The organism is Erysipelothrix enhydrae (genome assembly GCF_035066605.1).
GTDB classification, from domain to species: Bacteria; Bacillota_I; Bacilli_A; order Erysipelotrichales; family Erysipelotrichaceae; genus Erysipelothrix; species Erysipelothrix amsterdamensis.
Window position 1 is genome coordinate 599,140 of the sequence record NZ_CP125807.1, and the last position, 17,936, is coordinate 617,075.

Sequence of the window (17,936 nt, forward strand, 5' to 3'; positions counted from 1 at the left end):
TCATAACTTTTTTTTATTATTAAATAGAAACAAATCCTCTTTGAAATTTTTATTCAAATTTTATCGGAATATTTTTTTAATGAACTTAAATTTGGATTGATGATAGGGTGGATACATTATCGAAAGTGGAAATGAATTTGATCTCATGATTGATTTACAATTCGAAAAAACTTCAAAACTCGAAAATCCGTGGTACGTTCCGATTCCAGAATTTCCAATCCCACCAAAAGGAAGTGCGTCATTTACAAGATGCAATATTGTATCATTGATGCATCCACCACCAAATTGAATACGATTAAGAATCGCTTCTTGTTCTTCGTAGGATTCTGTGAACATATATAATGATAAGGGTTTTGGATTTTTTTCGATTATTGTATATGCTTCTTCCAAAGTATCGAAGGCAATTATTGGTAAGATTGGTCCAAAAATTTCTGATTCCATCACCACACTATGAGCGTTTTCTAGAGATAGAAGTGTCGGTTCGATATATGTTCCTTCATTACTGCCTCCAAAGACAATATCTGCTTGATGTGCTTCCAGAATCTGTTTAAGGCGGTCAGCGTGCTTTATATTCACGATTCGGCCATAATCTTCATTATTTTGGATATCAGCGCCATACATGGATCTGATTTCCTTGATAAGGGCTTTGGTTAATACCTCCTTATGCGTTCTTGAGACTAAAACATAATCCGGCGCTACACAGGTCTGTCCATTATTAAGAAATTTTCCCCAAGCAATGCGTTTTGCACTTAGGGAGATATTCGCATTTTCTGTTACCACGCACGGACTTTTTCCGCCTAGTTCCAGAACAACAGGCGTGAGATTTTCTGCCGCGTGTTTCATAACAATTTTCCCAACTTGTGTGCTTCCTGTGAAAAAAATGAAATCAAACGGTTGTTTAAGAAGGGCTTGATTCACTGTCACATCTCCTTCTACAACCGCAATATAATCTTCGCTGAAAAACTCGGAAATCATCTCATGAATAACACTTGATATTGCAGGTGTAAGTTCTGATGTTTTGATTACAGCGGTATTCCCTGCCGAAATCGCTCCTACAAGTGGTACGAGGACAAGTTGTAATGGATAATTAAAGGGACCGATAATTAATGTATTTCCCAAGGGTTCATAAAGTTTAAAGCTTGTTCTTCCCGCAAGAACAAAAGGTGTTTTAACTTTTTGTGGTTTCATCCACTGAGCGATATTTTTTTGCGCATCACGAATTGATCGATATACAACTGCAATTTCTGTCGTGTATACCTCCATTTTAGGTTTCGCCAGGTCTTGTTTAAACGCGTCATAGATTCGATTTTCATAAGCTTTAAGTCCTTTTTCAAGCTTATTTAATGCATCTTTTCTAAATACTATTGGTTTTGTAGTCTGTGAATTAAAATATTTTTTTTGCTTATCGAATAGGTTCATTAAATCACACTCCTTATGTATATCATATGTCACCCAATGTGAAATGTGAAATGAATTGGTTGACAAATATTACATTTTGGAAGATAATGATGAAAAGCAATGAAAAGGAAAGTAAGTTCGTGAAAAGTTTTACAGAGAATCTGTGTTGGTGAGAGCAGATGAATGGAAGCGTACTGAAAATGGCCTTGGAGCTGTGTAGTTGAATTCGAAAGATTTAGGCTACGCCGGGAGCGCCCGTTAAAGCGATAGAGTTTGATAGAACTTGAAGAGGTTAATATCCGTGAGGTATTAATAAATTAAGGTGGTAACATGAGCACGCTCATCCTTTGGGATGGGCGTTTTTTATTTGTCAGGAGGAAAGTATATGAAAAATAGTATTGAATCAGCTGTAATACAGCGTATCGATTATTATAAAGCACTCGCATTAGATCTTCATGCACATCCAGAGATATGTAATGAAGAAGTCTATGCCTGTGATCTTTTAAGCTCACTTTGTACTGAAGAAGGATTTACGGTGTCTGTTGGGGTAGCAGGACATCCGACAGGCTTTGATGCTCGTTATACGTCAAACAAACCCGGTCCTGTAATTGTATTCCTTGCGGAGTACGATGCATTACCCGGTATTGGACATGCCTGTGGTCACAACCTCTTTGGTATCACATCCATTCTCGCTGCGACCGCATTAAAGTCGATCATCGATGATATCGGTGGGGAAATTCGTATATATGGGACACCTGGAGAAGAAGGTGGACCAAACGGAAGTGCCAAAGCGAGTTTTGTTCGTGAACATTACTTTGATGATGTGGATGCAGCATTGTGTGTCCATCCCGGTTACTTACACAGTCTCACTGTGGAAACTCTAGCGAATGATCCTGTTGATGTATCTTTCTTCGGTAAGCCAAGTCATGCAGCAGCTGCTCCCGAATTAGGTATCAATGCACTTGAGGCACTTATCCAAGTCTTTAATGCAAGTAACGCCTTACGACAACACCTTCCTAAAGACGTCATGATTCACGGAATCATTACTGATGGTGGCGTAGCGCCAAATATCATCCCAGAATTTGCGAAGGGACGCTTCTACTTAAGAGCTAATACCCGGGCTACCCTCCAAGATGTCTACAAGCGCTTCGAAAATATTGTAAAAGGGGCTGCATTATCTACTGGATGTCAGTATGAATTTGGTTTATTCCAAAACGCTGTAGATGATACTGTTATAACGTCTTCCTTTGACAAACTCTACCTTAAACATCTTCAAGAATATGGTTATGATATTGTTGATCGAGATGGTTCTACATTTGGCTCAAGTGATGTTGGAAATGTGAGCTATGTTGTACCCACAATCCAACCAACCATAAGCATATCAGACACTTTTATCGCAGGTCACAGTCCGGAATTTAAAGCAGCAGCATGCAGTCCTAAAGGACTTGGTTCCATCCAACTCGGTGCACAACTGCTTGCCTTAACCGCACTTGATTTATTGACTAATCCTGAACTTCTCCAAACAATCAAAAACGAACACCAAGAAAGGATTGCGAAACAATATGATTAAACTCCAAAATATTAGTAAGACTTTTAATACAAAAGATAAAGCCATCCATGCACTTAGAGATGTTTCCCTCGATATCCAAAAAGGTGAGGTATTTGGTGTTATCGGATTCAGTGGCGCTGGAAAAAGCACTCTTGTACGCTGTATAAACTTACTTGAAGTTCCAACCTCGGGAAATGTTATTGTTAATGGAACACACCTCAATCCCGATCTATCAAAATCTAGCTATACGGTGCGAAAACATCAAAATCAACAATTACGAAAACAACGTAAAAAAATTGGCATGATTTTCCAACAATTCAATCTTATGAAATCACGAACTGTCTTTCAAAATATCGCATTCCCACTCAAAGATCAAAAACTATCGAAGGACCTTGTAACTAAAAAAGTTATGGACCTCTTAGAGCTTGTAGGACTTCAGGACAAAGCCAATGCTTACCCCAGTCAATTATCTGGCGGTCAAAAACAACGTGTCGGAATTGCCCGTGCTCTCGCTAATGATCCAGATATTCTTCTGTGTGACGAAGCAACAAGTGCTCTTGATCCACAAACAACGAAAACAATATTAAAACTCTTAAAGAAAGTAAATACGGACTTAGGTATAACAATCGTGATTATCACCCATGAAATGGATGTGGTAAAAGACATCTGTGATCGCGTTGCGGTTATGGAAGATGGCGAAGTTAAAGAAGTAAATTCAGTTAAAGAAATATTCGCAAACCCAACTGCACGCATAACTAAAGACTTTGTGGATACAACTACAAATACGCTCGAGACCATCGATCTCTTTAAAACAAATCCAGATATTTTAGATTTAAAGCGCGATCAAAGTCTCGTGAGAATCGATTTTATTGGTTCAAATACACGTGAATCCGTAATTTCAGAAATATCACAGCAGTTCAATGTAAATGCAAGCATCATTCATGCAAATGTTGAGATTGTCCAAAATGAAATTGTAGGTACAATGCTCATGATTTTAGCAGGAGCACGAAAACGCGAAGCTTTAGATAATTTACGGAAACGTAGTATTAATGTAGAGGTGATTGAAAATGGTAAATAACCTTGTACCCAATCTAATACAATATTGGCCAGAATTTATAGAAAGTATCCAACAAACACTTTATATGCTTACAAAAGCAGGGATATACTCCATTTTAGCCGGTTTATTCTTCGGGGTTATCCTCGTCTTGACACGTGACGATGGACTGAAACCAAATGCTATAATCTATCATATTCTCGATGCCTGCGTAAATATTTTTAGATCGATACCTTTCGTAATTCTACTAACTGCACTTATTCCAATTACAAAAATCGTTTCGAGTACAGCTATTGGAGTCGAAGGTACCATCTTTCCACTTGTAGTAGGATGTACACCATTCTTTGTTCGACAAGTCGATTTAAGTTTATCTGAAATCGATCGCGGCCTAATCGAAGCCGCACAATCCATGGGTCTCTCTACCTTCCAAATTGTTGTGCGAGTCTATTTGCGTGAAAGCATCCCTTCGCTTGTCCGATCTACTACAATTACGCTAATCAGTCTTCTCGGGCTTACAACACTTGGTGGTGTTGTTGGTGGCGGTGGTTTAGGTGATTATGTTATCCGATACGGTCACAACAAATACAATACCGATATTTCAATTGTAGCCGTACTCGTAATTCTAATATTCGTATCGATCATTCAAAGCATTGGTAATTTTATTATTAAGAAAACAACACATTAAGGAGAACAATATGAAAAAAACACTTATATTATTTTTAGCACTATTAACATTAGTCGGTTGTGGCTCAAAATCTAAAGAAAACGTGGTCCGCATCGGTCTCCATGGTGGTGACCAAACTAAAAGTTGGAACTATGTCGTGGAACAAGCAGCTCAAGAAGGTATAAACGTCGAACTGGTTTATTTCTCAGACTATCCCCAACCTAATGCAGCTTTAAACTCAAAAGAAATCGACATGAATGCGTTCCAACATCATATTTACTTAGAGGATGAGAGTCAACAAAATGGTTACGAACTCACTGCAGTTGCAGATACATTCTATTCACCACTGGGACTTTATTCACGATCAATTAAAGACTTATCTGAATTGAAAGATGGGGACAAGATTGCGATTCCAAGTGATCGAACAAATGGGGCACGTGCATTACAATTACTTCAAACTCACGGTCTTTTGAAATTAAATGATGCGAAGCTTCCAGATAAGAAAGATATCGTTGAAAACCCACATAACTTTGATATTTTTGAACTCGAGGCATCCAACCTTCCCGGTGCACTTGCAGAGGTACCACTGGCAGCGATTAACTCCGGGATTGCGGTCGATGCTGGCTTTACCCCAAGTCAAGATGCCATTAAACTAGAAACGTTAACGGAAGAAAATGCGGACTATGTAAATCTCATTGCAATTCGAACTGAAGATAAAGATCGTAAAGATCTAAAACGAATTGTGGAACTGTATCAAACGGATGCAGTGAAAGCATTAATTATTGAAGAAACAAGCGGTGCTTCAGTCCCTGTGTTTTAAACGTTAAAAAAGAATCCCAAGGGATTCTTTTTTAACGTTTAAAGAGTGTCTTATAATTTTGGTGGATTTGATCTTTAACTTGTTGTGGGGTTAAATCTTTCAATTCACCGATTTTCTCGCCCGTATACCTTACAAAAGCAGGTTCGTTGCGTTTACCACGCTTCGGTACTGGTGCAAGATAAGGAGCATCAGTTTCCGTTAAAATACGGTCAATAGGCGCGATATTTAATACATCACGGACATTTTGACCATTCTTAAATGTAAGAATGCCTCCCACACCAATATAAAAGCCTAATTCAAAAAGACGTTTCGCATTCTCTACCGTATCACTATAACAATGTACAATTCCTGATAATGGAGCGGGATAGGACTCAAGAATATCAAGAACATCCTCCATCGCATTGAGTTCTCCATTACGGACATGAATGGCAATCGGTTTACCAAATTCATTCGCAACCTCTATTTGTCGCTTGAAGACGGCTTTTTGGGCTTCTCGGTTTGAATCATCCCAATAATAATCCAGGCCAATCTCCCCAATACAAACAACTTGAGGATGTTCAATATATGCCATCATCTTTTCAAATTCACCTTCGTGTGTGTCTTTCACATCACATGGATGAATACCAATTGCTAGATCAAACATCGTTGAGTCTGACTTAGTTTTTTCAAGTGCTACTTCTATTTCTTTTAACGATCCACAAATGATGCATATCTTATCAATGCCTTCACTTTTCGCATTAGCTACCAACTCATCAAAAGATTCAACTAAACCTTCCGAAGCAATGTGCGCATGCGAATCAATCCAACCATATTCCATTTTCTTACTCCTTACTGACGATATGAAAGGCTCCCATAGGAGCCAAATTTATTTTCCCAGACAGAAACGTGCAAAAATTTCATCCAGCACATTTATATCTTTTTTCGGTTTAATAATTGAAGCGAGTTCTACATAAGACTCATTTAGATCAATCGTTACTAAATCGAGTTCCATTCCAAATTCCAATGCTTCAAGAGCACGTTGCATAGCGAGGTAACTTTTTTGTACCTGTGCAATATGACGTTCATTGGATAAAGTAGGCTTTGTTAATGCTTTTGTATGTTCAACATAACGCTTATTAATTTCATTCACAAGTTCATGCACATCACCTTCTAAAGCACTTACGTATAAACCATCCGGTTCTCGATTAACGAGATCTTTTTTATTGTAAACAATAATCCGTTCTTTATGTTTTGTTGCTTCTAATAAATCGATGTCTTCTTGATCACGAGCTTGTGATGCATCGAAAACCACAATTACAAGTTCTGCAGATTCGAGTGCTTTTCGACTTTTTTCAATCCCAATTTGTTCAATGCGGTCTCCAGTATCACGCAACCCCGCAGTATCAATTAAGTGAAGGGCTACATTCTCTAATCGAATCCATCCTTCGACTAAATCTCGTGTTGTTCCCGCAATCTCCGTTACAATTGCCTTATCTTCTTCAAGGAGAACATTAAGAATACTTGATTTCCCAACGTTAGGTTTACCCAGTATAACAGTCTTAACGCCTTCTTTCATGATTCGACCACTCTGTGATTCTTTAAGAATTTTACCTAGATCTTCTAAAAACCGCTTCGCTTCGGGTAAAATCACAGCTTCTGTTAGCACTTCAACATCATCATATTCAGGATAATCAATATTAACCTCGATATTTGCAATCATCTGAATTAGACGTTCGAGAAAGGGTTCAATTAATTTACGAACATTCCCTTGAACACCAGAAATTGCAAGTTCTTGCGCAAATTCATTTGGAGCTTGAATCAATTCCATCACCGATTCTGCTTGAGACAGGTCAATGCGTCCATTAAGGAATGCACGCTGTGTGTACTCTCCCGGTTCAGCCATACGTGCTCCAACGGATAAACATAAACTTAAAACTTTCTTTGTCACCAATACACCACCGTGACAACTAATTTCGACCACATCTTCGCGCGTATACGTTCGTGGCGCTCTAAAAACGCTGACAAGAACCTCATCAACAACTTGTTTGTTCACTGGATCAATAATATGACCATAATGAACTGTATGCGAATCCACATGTTCTAAATCACGAGAAAATATTCGATTCGCGATTTCGATGGCATCCACACCACTAATTCTTAAAACATTGATAGCACTTTCTTGAAGTGCCGTTATAATTGCTACTATTGTATCTGTTATCATACGCATATTATAGGTAAAAAAAAGAGAATGCGCAATGAATTCTCTTTTTAATCGTTAAATAAAGATTCGAGCGTTTCTCGAACCTGCTCAACAGCATTCTCTTGAATCTCTATGATTTCCGCACCATTCGCATACGCAATCTCACGTAAATCCGTGGCAACTGCAGTAAACCGTGATGCTCCTATGACAAGTAAAATGTCGCCATCTTTCAATGAATCTACTTTTTCGTAGGCACGTCGATAATTTGGAGCAGGATCTCCATATAATACCGGTTTATTAAAAAGTTGATCAGCATACGCGAGTTCATTTTCATTAGGCATCGACCCGTGTAAAGCAATGGGCGAACTGCCTGCTTTTTCATGTAAACCATCGATATTCATCGTGATAATTGGAATGTTATATTCCGAAAGTGCCCGATGAGCATCATTAGGTTCTGCTTTTTGAATGATGTAATATAATTCCGAAATTGTTTCGCGGTATGCTTCGGGATTTTGGGTCGCAAAACTGCGATGCAAACGATCCCGTACTTCAGGTTGTTCTATAAATGTACTAATTCCTGATGCCTTACTAATACCAGCACCTGTAAACGCTAAAATCATAAAACCACTCCTTTATGCCATTGTATCACGATATTTGAGCGATAAGGCAATCGATATCATCAAGCAATGATTTCTTAAATACCTCAATATCTGCATCGAGCGCAACTTTTACGTTGGGGGCTTTGCCCTTACGATACGCCTCAAGATTAAGAATCGTACGACCCTTTTGTTCTGGATCTGTAAGGACATCCATATTAACGTGAGGTCCTATAATCAAATTGGGATTGAGTGCCGCAAAAACTGCAAGTGGATCATGCAAGGCACAGCCATCCCACAACGGATACGCATCTTTATATGCATCAAGATAATAAACAATAATTTGATAAAGCTCGGGTGCTGATGACTGCCAGTGTGCGACATCTTTTTTCGTAATGATTGCGCGTGTCGTAACATCCAAACCAATCATTGTAATAAGCGTTGAACTTCCAAGAACTATCTTACTGCTTAAATCATCTTGCGCAATGTTTGCTTCCGCAAACTTACTAACATTACCCGGAACACCAAATGCTCCTCCCATTAAGACGAGATTACCAATTCCTGCCATAGCGTTAGGATTTCTTTCAATTGCTTTAGCGAGGTTTGTAAGAGGACCTGATGCAATAATCACAAGATCTTTACCATACTTTTCCGCAGAGGCGATAAGAAAATCAACCGCATGTTCCGTGGACTTTTGGTTCGGTGATGGCGTTAAAACAGCATTTCCAATTCCATTTTTTCCATGAAATTTAATCCCGCCAGCAAGATGCTCGTAAGCATTATCTCTGCGAGCATGCGTACATCCTTGATAGACAGGAACATTACCTTTATTGAAGTAATGCAGCAGATCAAGCGTATTCTGTGTTGCTCCTTCCACATTAATATTTCCATAAACTATAGTGATTCCAATTAAATCTAATTCTTTTTGCGCACACATATACCCTATAGAAAATGTATCATCAATCCCTGTGTCGACATCTAAAATATACTTCATAAAATCCCCTCTATTCTATTTTAAGGAATATAACACTCAAGTTGATTCACTTTTACTAACTCATGAATTCCTTCTATAGTCGAAGAACGATCAATCCATCGTTTATATCCTTTTACTTCATTACTATCATACATAATTTCTGTCGCTCCTGAAATTAAGTACTCTGGTTTGTATTCTTTGTTCTTAGTTTCTGGATTTTCTTCCTCAATGTTCACGACATATACTCGTGCTTGAACACTTTGATTTCCACCAACACACATATCTAAGGGGTTAAGACGAAATGATATGATTGTCTCTGCTTTTACGAGATTTTGGTAGAATTCTTCTGCATTTTCATTAAGTGTGTCACCAAACTTTTCGACTGGGATTGATACATTTCGAACTAAGGTATCATCTTTTACGTCTTGGTCTTTAACTTGTGATTTTTGATAAATCAAAAGCCCGATTGCAACGAGCAGTAATACGACTGTAATTATTATTAATCGTTGATTCTTTTTACTGGATTGTTCTAACTTATTTTGTCGCTCTTGTATCATAATTTCACCTCTAACGTTACAATATCATTATCATTTTAGCGATATGAGAAATTACTATGAAAAATAGAAAAAGGACGCGTGTGCGTCCTTACTCAATAATATCAAGCAACTCTAAAATACGATTTAAATCTTCATCATCATCAAACGAAATCATCACTTTATTATTCGCGATATTAACGCGTGTTTGTAAGCGTCGTTCGAATAATGATTGTGCATAATCATAATCTTTATTACGTAATTTCGGTTCAACAGGTTTCACATCTTCTTTATTGATGAGACGTTCTGCTTCCCGTACCGATAACTTCTTACTTAAAATTTCTTCCGCAATGCGTTCAATTTCTTTTGGATCTTCGATTGTGACAAGTGGGCGCACATGACCCATTGTGAGTTTATTATCGCTGACCATTTCTTGTACAGATTTTGGAAGTCTTAATAAACGTAATAAGTTTGTAATATGACTACGGGACTTACTTACACGTTTTGCAACTTCTTCTTGAGTTAGACCTAAACGATCAATTAAAGAACTGTATCCCATAGCCTCTTCAATTACATTTAAATCTTCACGTTGAACATTCTCAATAATCGCAATTTCCATCATTTGTGAATCATCAAAATCGACAACTATCGCAGCAATTTCTTCAATATTTGCGCGTTTGGTAGCACGTAAACGACGTTCTCCAGCAACAAGTTCATAACCTTTGTTCGTTTCACGAACTAAAATCGGTGTAAACAAACCATGTGTTGAAATTGATTGTGATAATTCTTCTAATTTATCTTCGTCAAAATGTCGACGTGGTTGGTATGGGTTCGTGCGAATATCTTTGACTTTTAGGCTTGTTTTAACACCTGTAAATTCATCATTATTGCCTTGTTGGATATCCTCAAGTACTGAAGATACATCATCACCAAAAATTGCACCAAGTCCACGACCTAAACGATTACTATCTTTCTCTGCCATTCGAGTCACTCCGTTTCTTATTATATGATAAGACTTCTTTCGCTAGAGATGCGTATGCTTTAGCGCCTTCCGATTTTAAATCATATTCGAAGATTGAGTTTCCACGAGAAGGAGCTTCTGACAACTTAACATTTCTAGGGATATTACTCTTATAGACACGTTCTTTAAAATATTTACGAACTTCTTGTTGAACCTCAACACTCAAACGAGTACGAACATCAAACATCGTAAGTAAAACGCCTTCTATTTTTAAATCTGGATTAAACAGCTTCTGAACAAGTCGGATTGTGGATAACAATTGTGTTAATCCTTCTAGTGCATAATACTCACATTGAACTGGTATTATGACTGAATCCGCAGCCGTCAATGCATTTGTATTCAACAAACCTAATGATGGTGGACAATCTATAATAATATAATCATAATCATCCTTTGCTTTAATTAATTTATTCTTTAAAAGACGTTCACGACCAATCTTAAACTCAACCATCTCAAGATCTGCTCCAGCAAGATCAATTGTTGCTGGAATCAAATCCATTGGGGGAGTATTCAAAGACATTTTAATGTCGCTTACTTCTTTTTCAGAAAGAATTAAATCATAGGTACTGTCTTTAATCGCCATTCTATTTGCACCTACACCTTGAGATGCATTTCCTTGGGGGTCAAGGTCCACTAATAGAACTTTTTGGCCTAAGTAGGCTAACCCAGCAGATAAATTAATACTCGTCGTTGTTTTACCAACGCCACCTTTTTGATTAGCTACAGCAATTATTTTCCCCATTGACTCACATCCTTTGTTATATTCTTAAGTTATTTAGGGAAGCGTATCGTAATGATAACCTCATCATTCGTTTCTTCCATTTCATGTTTTACCGTAATCCCTGTTTTTTCGATCATTCCAATCGATTGCTTGATTGTATTGATTCCAATCTTAATATGTTGAGAAATACCACGCGTTACTGTTTTTTTCTTTCGTGGTTTGTTAATGAGGGTCTCTGTCTCTTTAACATTCAACTTTTTATTTAGGATTTCGTCTAAAACTTCTTCAGTTTTTTCTTTTTCAACACTTAATAGAGCACGCGCATGACGCTCAGTAATTCTACGCTCTCCTAAGGCTTCGAGTACGGGTTCAGGCAATTCAAGTAAACGAATTTTATTCGCAATCGCTGATTGCGATTTCCCTACTTTGGTTGCAAGTTCCTTTTGAGTTATTTTTTGAATTCGTAAAATATCGCGATATGCTTTTGCTTCTTCCAATACACTTAAGTCTTCTCTCTGTATATTTTCGATAAGCGCTAATGTTGCACTTTTATCATCATCAATATTACTTATTATGCACGGAACTTCTGTAAAACCAAACATTCGCATTGCTCGATAACGACGTTCTCCGGCAATAATTTCATATTCATCTGTCTCGTTGACTTCACGAACAACAATCGGTTGAAGAAGGCCATTTTCACTAATCGATTGACCCAATTCCAACAAACTCTCATCGTTAAAAGTTAGCCGTGGTTGATTACGGTTAGGTTTAATTTTTTCAATAGCTATTTCTCTACGATCGATCATGATTCCTCCCAGACAGTGGTGTCTTCTTAATTTTAGCATAACTTCTTGGATACTTCTTCGAAGCGGACTTCACTTTTTTTATTTCTAAATTATAGCGGTCGCCCATGATATCATCAGAAAATTTATGAGTTTGAATTAATTCTCCACCAAGGATTTTGATAGCCTTTAGGGAATCTTCATATTCCTCGATTCCTTTTGTTCCTTTCATCGCTAAGAATACGCCACCAACTTTGACAAAAGGCAAACATAATTCACTGAGTATATCAAGATAAGCTACGGCACGAGCTGTTGCGACATCAAAAGATTCACGAAGTTCTCCGATAACATCTTCTGCACGACCATTTATAACAGTTGTATTTTTTAATCCGCACTCTTGTACAACACGTTCTAAAAAGTTCGTTCGTTTTGTTGTTGGCTCGATACACGTTACTGTGACATCGGGACGTGCAATTGCGAGAACGATTCCTGGAAATCCAGCACCACTCCCAATGTCGGCAATGCTACTGTTTTCTTTTATTAAAGGTGAAATAAGCAATGAGTCATAGAAATGCTTTAAAAATATACCCTCATCATCATCGATTCCCGTTAAATTTAAGACTTTATTCACTTCTTGAATAAGATTCTTGTACGTTAAAAATTGTTGTTTCATCTCTTCTGAAACAACAATCCCCAATGCTTCAATTTTACTAATAAATTCTAAAAAACTCATGAAGCCTCCAATTGCAATGCATCTTTTATTAACACATTTTTATCATATTTGATTCTTATGATTAGAATCGAAACTACGTTGTAATTATAGCGTATTTCACAGATTTCCACAACAAAACCTCGAGACAAATATTTGGTCGAAAAAGCATAAAAGACAGTAAATACTGCCTTTTATGTACTATTTAAGAATTCTATTTTTATACCTTTTCGACAATAATACACAAACACCCGTTAATATGAGGAATTTACCCCAATTATTACTGTGTTTTTGTTTCCCGGTTTTGGGAAGAACGCTATCTTTGTTATTCCCTATTACCCGGGTAATTTCTTTTTCATCAAAGTTTTGCTTATCTGTTCCGTTATGATTATCAATTCCCATTGGCGTTCTGTCTTTTTTTAGTGATTTAAGATTTGATGCTGGTGTTTTCTCAAACCATAATAAATCTTTTCTTTCAGTATTAATGTTCCTATTCGTGTTATTTTGATTCTTATTTCCCTCAGTGTCTCTATCAATTAAGTAGGGCACTGCTATTTCATAAGAATCGATTAGGACTTCGTTGCTTGGATTTGCTTCATAAAGTTCATTTAGTATCTTTTCCGACTCACGTTGGTGCCGGATTCGATTTTCAATGTCTTGAAGTAACATTCGTTCCAATTCAACACGCTTTTGAACCTCAATGAAATCTAAAAACTTGTATGCTCCGTCCATCTTGCTGAAATCTGTTTTTTCTTCAGGGACTTCCGTTCCCACTAAAAAAGGAATGGTATCAAATGATGGATGACCCGGTATCGAGTGACCATTCACGTCTACCATAGAATAAACCTGCTGGTTATCATAAAACAATCCTTGCTCTTCTGTTTTCTGATATCTTTCATCGGTATTTTTTATGTTCATTGCGTTCTCGCTTAATTCAATCTGCTCACCTTCGAGGTGATTTTGAACACTTATTGGTTTTAATTGATCCTCATACTCTTTAATGCTCAATTCATAAGCAATACGGTTCTTACGATCCTGTTCTAAAATCTTCTCTAGGTTTTTTTGCTTAATGATTTCCTTCTCCAAAACTGCTTCCATACCGTGGAAAAAATTTCCACTGGGCATCGCTTCAACGCTATAACCATTAAGGAATACTGGATCTGGCTTTAGTATGTTTTTCGGTTCTTCATCGATAGGCTCATTCACACTAAATCCTTCAATCGAGAGCATCTCTACAAGATTTGGTTTTATTTCTTGTTTGGGATTTTCTTGAATTACAAAACCTTCGACATTCAATAATTCACTCAGGTCAATCTTTCCACTACTAATGTTTGGAGTGATAATTTCTACAGAAAGATCGATATCATCTTCCTTCTTGGGCTTATATGCCTTTTGAATCTCAATATGTAGTGGTTGAATTGCTCGATCAATGTATATTTTCGAAGCGTTGGCCGCAATCACAAATCCATCATCAACTGAAAATGAAGACCTCTTTAGAAGATTGAGCCTAAACGAAAGTTCCGACTGATTAAAAGCTACTGACTTTTTGATATTTGTTGCTTGATTATCTTCTAAAAGATGAATATCAATTGTATCGGTCTGTTTAACGTTTGGATAAGCAAGTATATTGGGTCCCCATTCAATTTCAAATTTTTTATTGATGAATCGTTCTACGTTAATTTCAGATATGTTCTTAAACTTATCTTCATTAATACTTAATTCGATACTTGCATCACTAAGCGAATAGCGTTTAATTTTAAAACGTGTATCTAAATCGCTATGATAAATATTCTTAAAGACTACCTTCTCATCCTTAACAATACCCACAATTTCTTTTTGATTCTCATTTATAAGAACGACTTCACCCGTAACTGCTTCCAATCCTAAACCTCTAAGCGGAATTTCTTTTGTAATATTTTGTCTGATTCGGAATTCAAACTCTGAATCATTGATTACTTTTTTATCTACTTGAATTCGTTCATCACCATCTGTGATGATATCAAAAACAAAGGGCTTATTATTATCGTCATACTTTGTCGTTATAAATGAATAATTCTTATTTAAAAGACGTAAATGATGTGTTGTTTGAAGACTTTTTGATCGTTCTCCATTTTTCGTCAATACAAATTGTAAGGTCTTAACATCGTTGATTGGTCCATCACGAACCACTGTAAACTTAATTGTTTGATTTCTTATTCTCAGAATATTAATAACATTCTGAGTTTGAATCACGCGATATTCCGAGGCATTCGGAGTTTCACTATGAATTTTGAATCCATATATCTTGTGATAAATATTTTGATCCTCAAGGTTGAAATCCATAGAGTCTTGTAATACTAGATTATCAATTGTGATTGATTTTGTATCCTTAGTCAGATTTGTAATCTTACCAATTTCAATCGAAAAATTATTCTTAAACTCCTCTTGCATTACTAGGGAGACCGGTTCATCACCGCTCTCCATTCCAAGCCATTGAATAGTGTAAGTTTTAGACCCACCTACACAGGATTCCCTACGATTACAAATCCCACGCATGTTTGCGCCTATATCGCTATTCAAATCTTGGAATTCGAATTTCACCTCTGCGGAAACATTATCTATATGATAAGCGCTGAAAAGCATGATAAACATTACAAAAGTGCAAGTTTTTCGTATCATAAAACCCCCTCCACATTAATTAGCGTGTTCAATTTTTACATATAGAACCCTAAATTGTAAAGAGTTCTTAGAATATACAACTAAATGTTGTAGATTTACTCACAACGAAATGACCTAAAGAAATTTTCACTCTTTAATTTATCAAAAAAAGGAGCCGAAGCTCCCTAATCAATTGATTAATTATTTATTATATTTTTGTTTCATTTATTGACGTAAATTTTTCTTACGTAATCTAATATTCAATGGTGTCACCTCAACAAGATCATCCTCAGTAATATAGTCAAGAGCATACTCTAAGGTGAGTGTAATCGGATCCTCAAGTTTCAAAGCATCTTCTTTACCACCACGTCCATTACCTCGGTAGCTATTTAATCGTTTGTTTCGAATTACATTTACCCACATATCATTTTCTTTGTTCGTAACCCCAACTATCATTCCTGGATAGACTTCCGTTTGAGCACCAATAAAAAATCTGCCACGATCTTGAATATGAAACATAGGGAATGCCATTGAATTACCCGAAGCATTAGATATGAGTGACCCACGTTTGGGCGTATTCAGGGTTCCTTGCTGAACATCATACTTATAATGTTCACGCATCATAATCGCGTTACCATGCGTCAAATTAATGAGGTCTGTTCTAAACCCTAATATGAGGCGTGCTGGGATATACCAATATTGTCGAATATTGTTCTTACTTTGTTCGACATCATATAAATTTCCATGGCGAAGGCTCATTTGCTCAATAATCTTACCGCTATACTTTTCAGGTGTTTCAATAATTACGAGATCGATTGGTTCATACATTATTCCGTTGCGTTCTTTAAGAATTACGTGCGGTTTTCCAATTGAGAGTTCGTAACCTTCTCGTCGCATCGTTTCAATCAAAACAGAAAGATGCAACTCACCTCGTCCTGATACAGTGAAGTAATCAGATGATAGGCCGGGCTCGACCTTCATACCCACGTTAACCTCCAACTCTCGATCAAGTCGCATTTTAATATTTCGACTTGTAATATACTTACCTTCTTTTCCTTGTAATGGAGAGGAATTCACATAAAAGTTCATGGACATCGTGGGTTGCTCTACCATAATCGCTTCCATAGGAATCGGAGCATCTATTGAACAGATTGTATCCCCTACAGTGATACTCGATATTCCTGCTATTACTACGATATCTCCACTATGAGCTCGCATAACTTCTTTATGTGTTACACCCTTGTAAACAAACATCTTTTTAATTCGCGAGTGAGAATGATTCCCAAAGTTATCAATAACAGATATACACTGTCCTTGTTCCAATACCCCTTGATGAATACGTCCAATTCCCAAACGTCCTAGATATGCGTCGTAATCAAGTGTTGAAACTTGCATCTGTAATGGCTGGGTATCTTTATCTGCATAGACATCCGTATGTTCGAGAATTGTATCAAATAGCACATCCATCGTTGCATCACGTACATCTTGATGACGACTTACCTTAAAATCCCGTGTTACACCATATAGTATTGGAAAAAACAGTTGTGATTCATCTGCATCAAGATCCAAGAATAAATCATAAATTTCTTCGAGAACTTCATCTGGACGACGCTCAGACTTATCCATTTTATTAATTAAGACTATTGGCTTTAGATTCTGTTCAAGTGCTTTGCGAAGGACGAACCGTGTTTGAGGCATTGGTCCTTCCACAGAGTCTACTAACAAAATTACAGTGTCAACCGTTTTGATTATACGTTCTACTTCTCCAGCAAAATCTGCATGACCTGGTGTATCTACAATATTAATTTTCGTATCTTTATAGAAGACCGAACAGTTTTTAGAGTAGATCGTAATCCCGCGTTCTTTCTCGAGATCATTACGATCCATCACACGATCGACTGCCTTTTGCTCAAGTTTAAAAGCACCTGACGTGGATAAAATCCCATCAACAAGCGTACTCTTACCAGCATCGACATGGGCGATGATGGCAATATTTATTATTTTTTTCATTATTATTTTTTCGCTTCCTATTTATCTATTAATTTCAGTACAGGAAGGTACACTTAAAACAACTATATTTTATGTTCTGTTTTATACCTTCAATACACTCTATTTACTTCGATAATATAGGTATTGGAGGTGTCATGACTAGAATTTGTTCGTTCGTTGACATGATATAACCTCGCTTTGGCACATTATATCATAATTAATAATTAAAAAGCAGTATGTGCTACCTTACCAATGATGTTGCATTTTTTTTATATCAGTACGAATCGTGAATAGAAAGGAAATCACTAATA

General features: G+C 36.9%; 16 protein-coding genes and 1 other annotated feature. Of the genes, 4 read left to right on the plus strand and 12 right to left on the minus strand.

The genetic code is table 11. The features are described from left to right. Positions 1–60: 60 nt before the first annotated feature. Complete coding sequence (locus LLS04_RS03070; protein WP_323611850.1) at positions 61–1,419, minus strand: aldehyde dehydrogenase family protein; 1,359 nt, start codon at positions 1,417–1,419, stop codon at positions 61–63. Between the two features lie 90 nt (positions 1,420–1,509). Continuing rightward, positions 1,510–1,749: a binding site (T-box leader), on the plus strand. Positions 1,750–1,783: 34 nt separating this feature from the next. Here LLS04_RS03070 and LLS04_RS03075 point away from each other — a divergent pair. From LLS04_RS03075 to LLS04_RS03090, 4 genes are read left to right on the plus strand one after another with little or no spacing between them, the layout of a single operon-like run. Continuing rightward, positions 1,784–2,968, plus strand: a complete 1,185-nt coding sequence (locus LLS04_RS03075; protein ID WP_323611851.1) for a M20 family metallopeptidase — start codon at positions 1,784–1,786, stop codon at positions 2,966–2,968. After that, positions 2,961–4,025 (plus strand): methionine ABC transporter ATP-binding protein, encoded by a 1,065-nt coding sequence (locus tag LLS04_RS03080; protein WP_323611853.1) that lies wholly within the window; start codon positions 2,961–2,963, stop codon positions 4,023–4,025. Before LLS04_RS03075 ends, LLS04_RS03080 begins: the two co-directional genes overlap by 8 nt. Further along, positions 4,015–4,686, plus strand: a complete 672-nt coding sequence (locus LLS04_RS03085) for a methionine ABC transporter permease (RefSeq protein ID WP_323611856.1) — start codon at positions 4,015–4,017, stop codon at positions 4,684–4,686. Before LLS04_RS03080 ends, LLS04_RS03085 begins: the two co-directional genes overlap by 11 nt. Positions 4,687–4,696: 10 nt before the next feature. Beyond that, positions 4,697–5,485, plus strand: coding sequence for a MetQ/NlpA family ABC transporter substrate-binding protein (locus tag LLS04_RS03090; protein WP_323611857.1), 789 nt, complete (start codon positions 4,697–4,699; stop codon positions 5,483–5,485). Positions 5,486–5,516: 31 nt separating this feature from the next. On the opposite strand, the gene LLS04_RS03095 is transcribed toward LLS04_RS03090, so the two are convergent. The 11 genes from LLS04_RS03095 to typA form a co-directional block, all read right to left on the minus strand. Continuing rightward, positions 5,517–6,302: a TatD family hydrolase gene (locus LLS04_RS03095; RefSeq protein ID WP_323611860.1), complete on the minus strand. Its 786-nt coding sequence runs from the start codon at positions 6,300–6,302 to the stop codon at positions 5,517–5,519. A gap of 48 nt (positions 6,303–6,350) precedes the next feature. Further along, positions 6,351–7,691 (minus strand): tRNA uridine-5-carboxymethylaminomethyl(34) synthesis GTPase MnmE, encoded by a 1,341-nt coding sequence (mnmE, locus tag LLS04_RS03100; RefSeq protein ID WP_323611862.1) that lies wholly within the window; start codon positions 7,689–7,691, stop codon positions 6,351–6,353. A gap of 41 nt (positions 7,692–7,732) precedes the next feature. Continuing rightward, positions 7,733–8,284, minus strand: coding sequence for an SIR2 family NAD-dependent protein deacylase (locus LLS04_RS03105; protein WP_323611863.1), 552 nt, complete (start codon positions 8,282–8,284; stop codon positions 7,733–7,735). 25 nt (positions 8,285–8,309) lie between these two features. Further along, positions 8,310–9,254, minus strand: a complete 945-nt coding sequence (locus LLS04_RS03110; RefSeq protein WP_323611866.1) for a nucleoside hydrolase — start codon at positions 9,252–9,254, stop codon at positions 8,310–8,312. A 20-nt stretch (positions 9,255–9,274) separates the two neighbouring features. Beyond that, positions 9,275–9,790, minus strand: coding sequence for a hypothetical protein (locus LLS04_RS03115; protein ID WP_323611867.1), 516 nt, complete (start codon positions 9,788–9,790; stop codon positions 9,275–9,277). An 88-nt stretch (positions 9,791–9,878) separates the two neighbouring features. Next, positions 9,879–10,748 carry a ParB/RepB/Spo0J family partition protein gene (locus LLS04_RS03120; protein ID WP_003774239.1) on the minus strand — a complete coding sequence of 290 codons (870 nt, stop codon included), beginning with the start codon at positions 10,746–10,748 and terminating at the stop codon, positions 9,879–9,881. Next, positions 10,732–11,529, minus strand: a complete 798-nt coding sequence (locus LLS04_RS03125) for a ParA family protein (RefSeq protein ID WP_003774236.1) — start codon at positions 11,527–11,529, stop codon at positions 10,732–10,734. The genes LLS04_RS03120 and LLS04_RS03125 overlap by 17 nt, the downstream gene beginning before the upstream one ends. A gap of 29 nt (positions 11,530–11,558) precedes the next feature. After that, positions 11,559–12,314 (minus strand): nucleoid occlusion protein, encoded by a 756-nt coding sequence (gene noc, locus LLS04_RS03130; protein ID WP_013853481.1) that lies wholly within the window; start codon positions 12,312–12,314, stop codon positions 11,559–11,561. Continuing rightward, on the minus strand, positions 12,301–13,023 hold the full coding sequence (rsmG, locus tag LLS04_RS03135; protein ID WP_323611869.1) for a 16S rRNA (guanine(527)-N(7))-methyltransferase RsmG: 723 nt from the start codon (positions 13,021–13,023) through the stop codon (positions 12,301–12,303). Before rsmG ends, noc begins: the two co-directional genes overlap by 14 nt. Before the next feature lie 177 nt (positions 13,024–13,200). Further along, positions 13,201–15,657, minus strand: coding sequence for a hypothetical protein (locus LLS04_RS03140; RefSeq protein WP_323611872.1), 2,457 nt, complete (start codon positions 15,655–15,657; stop codon positions 13,201–13,203). A 204-nt stretch (positions 15,658–15,861) separates the two neighbouring features. After that, positions 15,862–17,646, minus strand: coding sequence for a translational GTPase TypA (gene typA, locus LLS04_RS03145; RefSeq protein WP_323611874.1), 1,785 nt, complete (start codon positions 17,644–17,646; stop codon positions 15,862–15,864). Positions 17,647–17,936: the final 290 nt, after the last annotated feature.

Excerpts from the sequence above, each read along its gene's own strand:
- LLS04_RS03120 (WP_003774239.1), bottom strand. The coding sequence starts at position 10,748 with ATGGCAGAGAAAGATAGTAATCGTTTAGGTCGTGGACTTGGTGCAATT.
- LLS04_RS03115 (WP_323611867.1), bottom strand. The coding sequence starts at position 9,790 with ATGATACAAGAGCGACAAAATAAGTTAGAACAATCCAGTAAAAAGAAT.
- LLS04_RS03085 (WP_323611856.1), top strand. The coding sequence starts at position 4,015 with ATGGTAAATAACCTTGTACCCAATCTAATACAATATTGGCCAGAATTT.
- LLS04_RS03075 (WP_323611851.1), top strand. The coding sequence starts at position 1,784 with ATGAAAAATAGTATTGAATCAGCTGTAATACAGCGTATCGATTATTAT.
- LLS04_RS03105 (WP_323611863.1), bottom strand. The coding sequence starts at position 8,284 with ATGATTTTAGCGTTTACAGGTGCTGGTATTAGTAAGGCATCAGGAATT.
- LLS04_RS03125 (WP_003774236.1), bottom strand. The coding sequence starts at position 11,529 with ATGGGGAAAATAATTGCTGTAGCTAATCAAAAAGGTGGCGTTGGTAAA.
- LLS04_RS03090 (WP_323611857.1), top strand. The coding sequence starts at position 4,697 with ATGAAAAAAACACTTATATTATTTTTAGCACTATTAACATTAGTCGGT.
- typA (WP_323611874.1), bottom strand. The coding sequence starts at position 17,646 with ATGAAAAAAATAATAAATATTGCCATCATCGCCCATGTCGATGCTGGT.
- noc (WP_013853481.1), bottom strand. The coding sequence starts at position 12,314 with ATGATCGATCGTAGAGAAATAGCTATTGAAAAAATTAAACCTAACCGT.
- LLS04_RS03110 (WP_323611866.1), bottom strand. The coding sequence starts at position 9,254 with ATGAAGTATATTTTAGATGTCGACACAGGGATTGATGATACATTTTCT.
- rsmG (WP_323611869.1), bottom strand. The coding sequence starts at position 13,023 with ATGAGTTTTTTAGAATTTATTAGTAAAATTGAAGCATTGGGGATTGTT.
- LLS04_RS03140 (WP_323611872.1), bottom strand. The coding sequence starts at position 15,657 with ATGATACGAAAAACTTGCACTTTTGTAATGTTTATCATGCTTTTCAGC.
- mnmE (WP_323611862.1), bottom strand. The coding sequence starts at position 7,691 with ATGCGTATGATAACAGATACAATAGTAGCAATTATAACGGCACTTCAA.
- LLS04_RS03070 (WP_323611850.1), bottom strand. The coding sequence starts at position 1,419 with ATGAACCTATTCGATAAGCAAAAAAAATATTTTAATTCACAGACTACA.
- LLS04_RS03080 (WP_323611853.1), top strand. The coding sequence starts at position 2,961 with ATGATTAAACTCCAAAATATTAGTAAGACTTTTAATACAAAAGATAAA.
- LLS04_RS03095 (WP_323611860.1), bottom strand. The coding sequence starts at position 6,302 with ATGGAATATGGTTGGATTGATTCGCATGCGCACATTGCTTCGGAAGGT.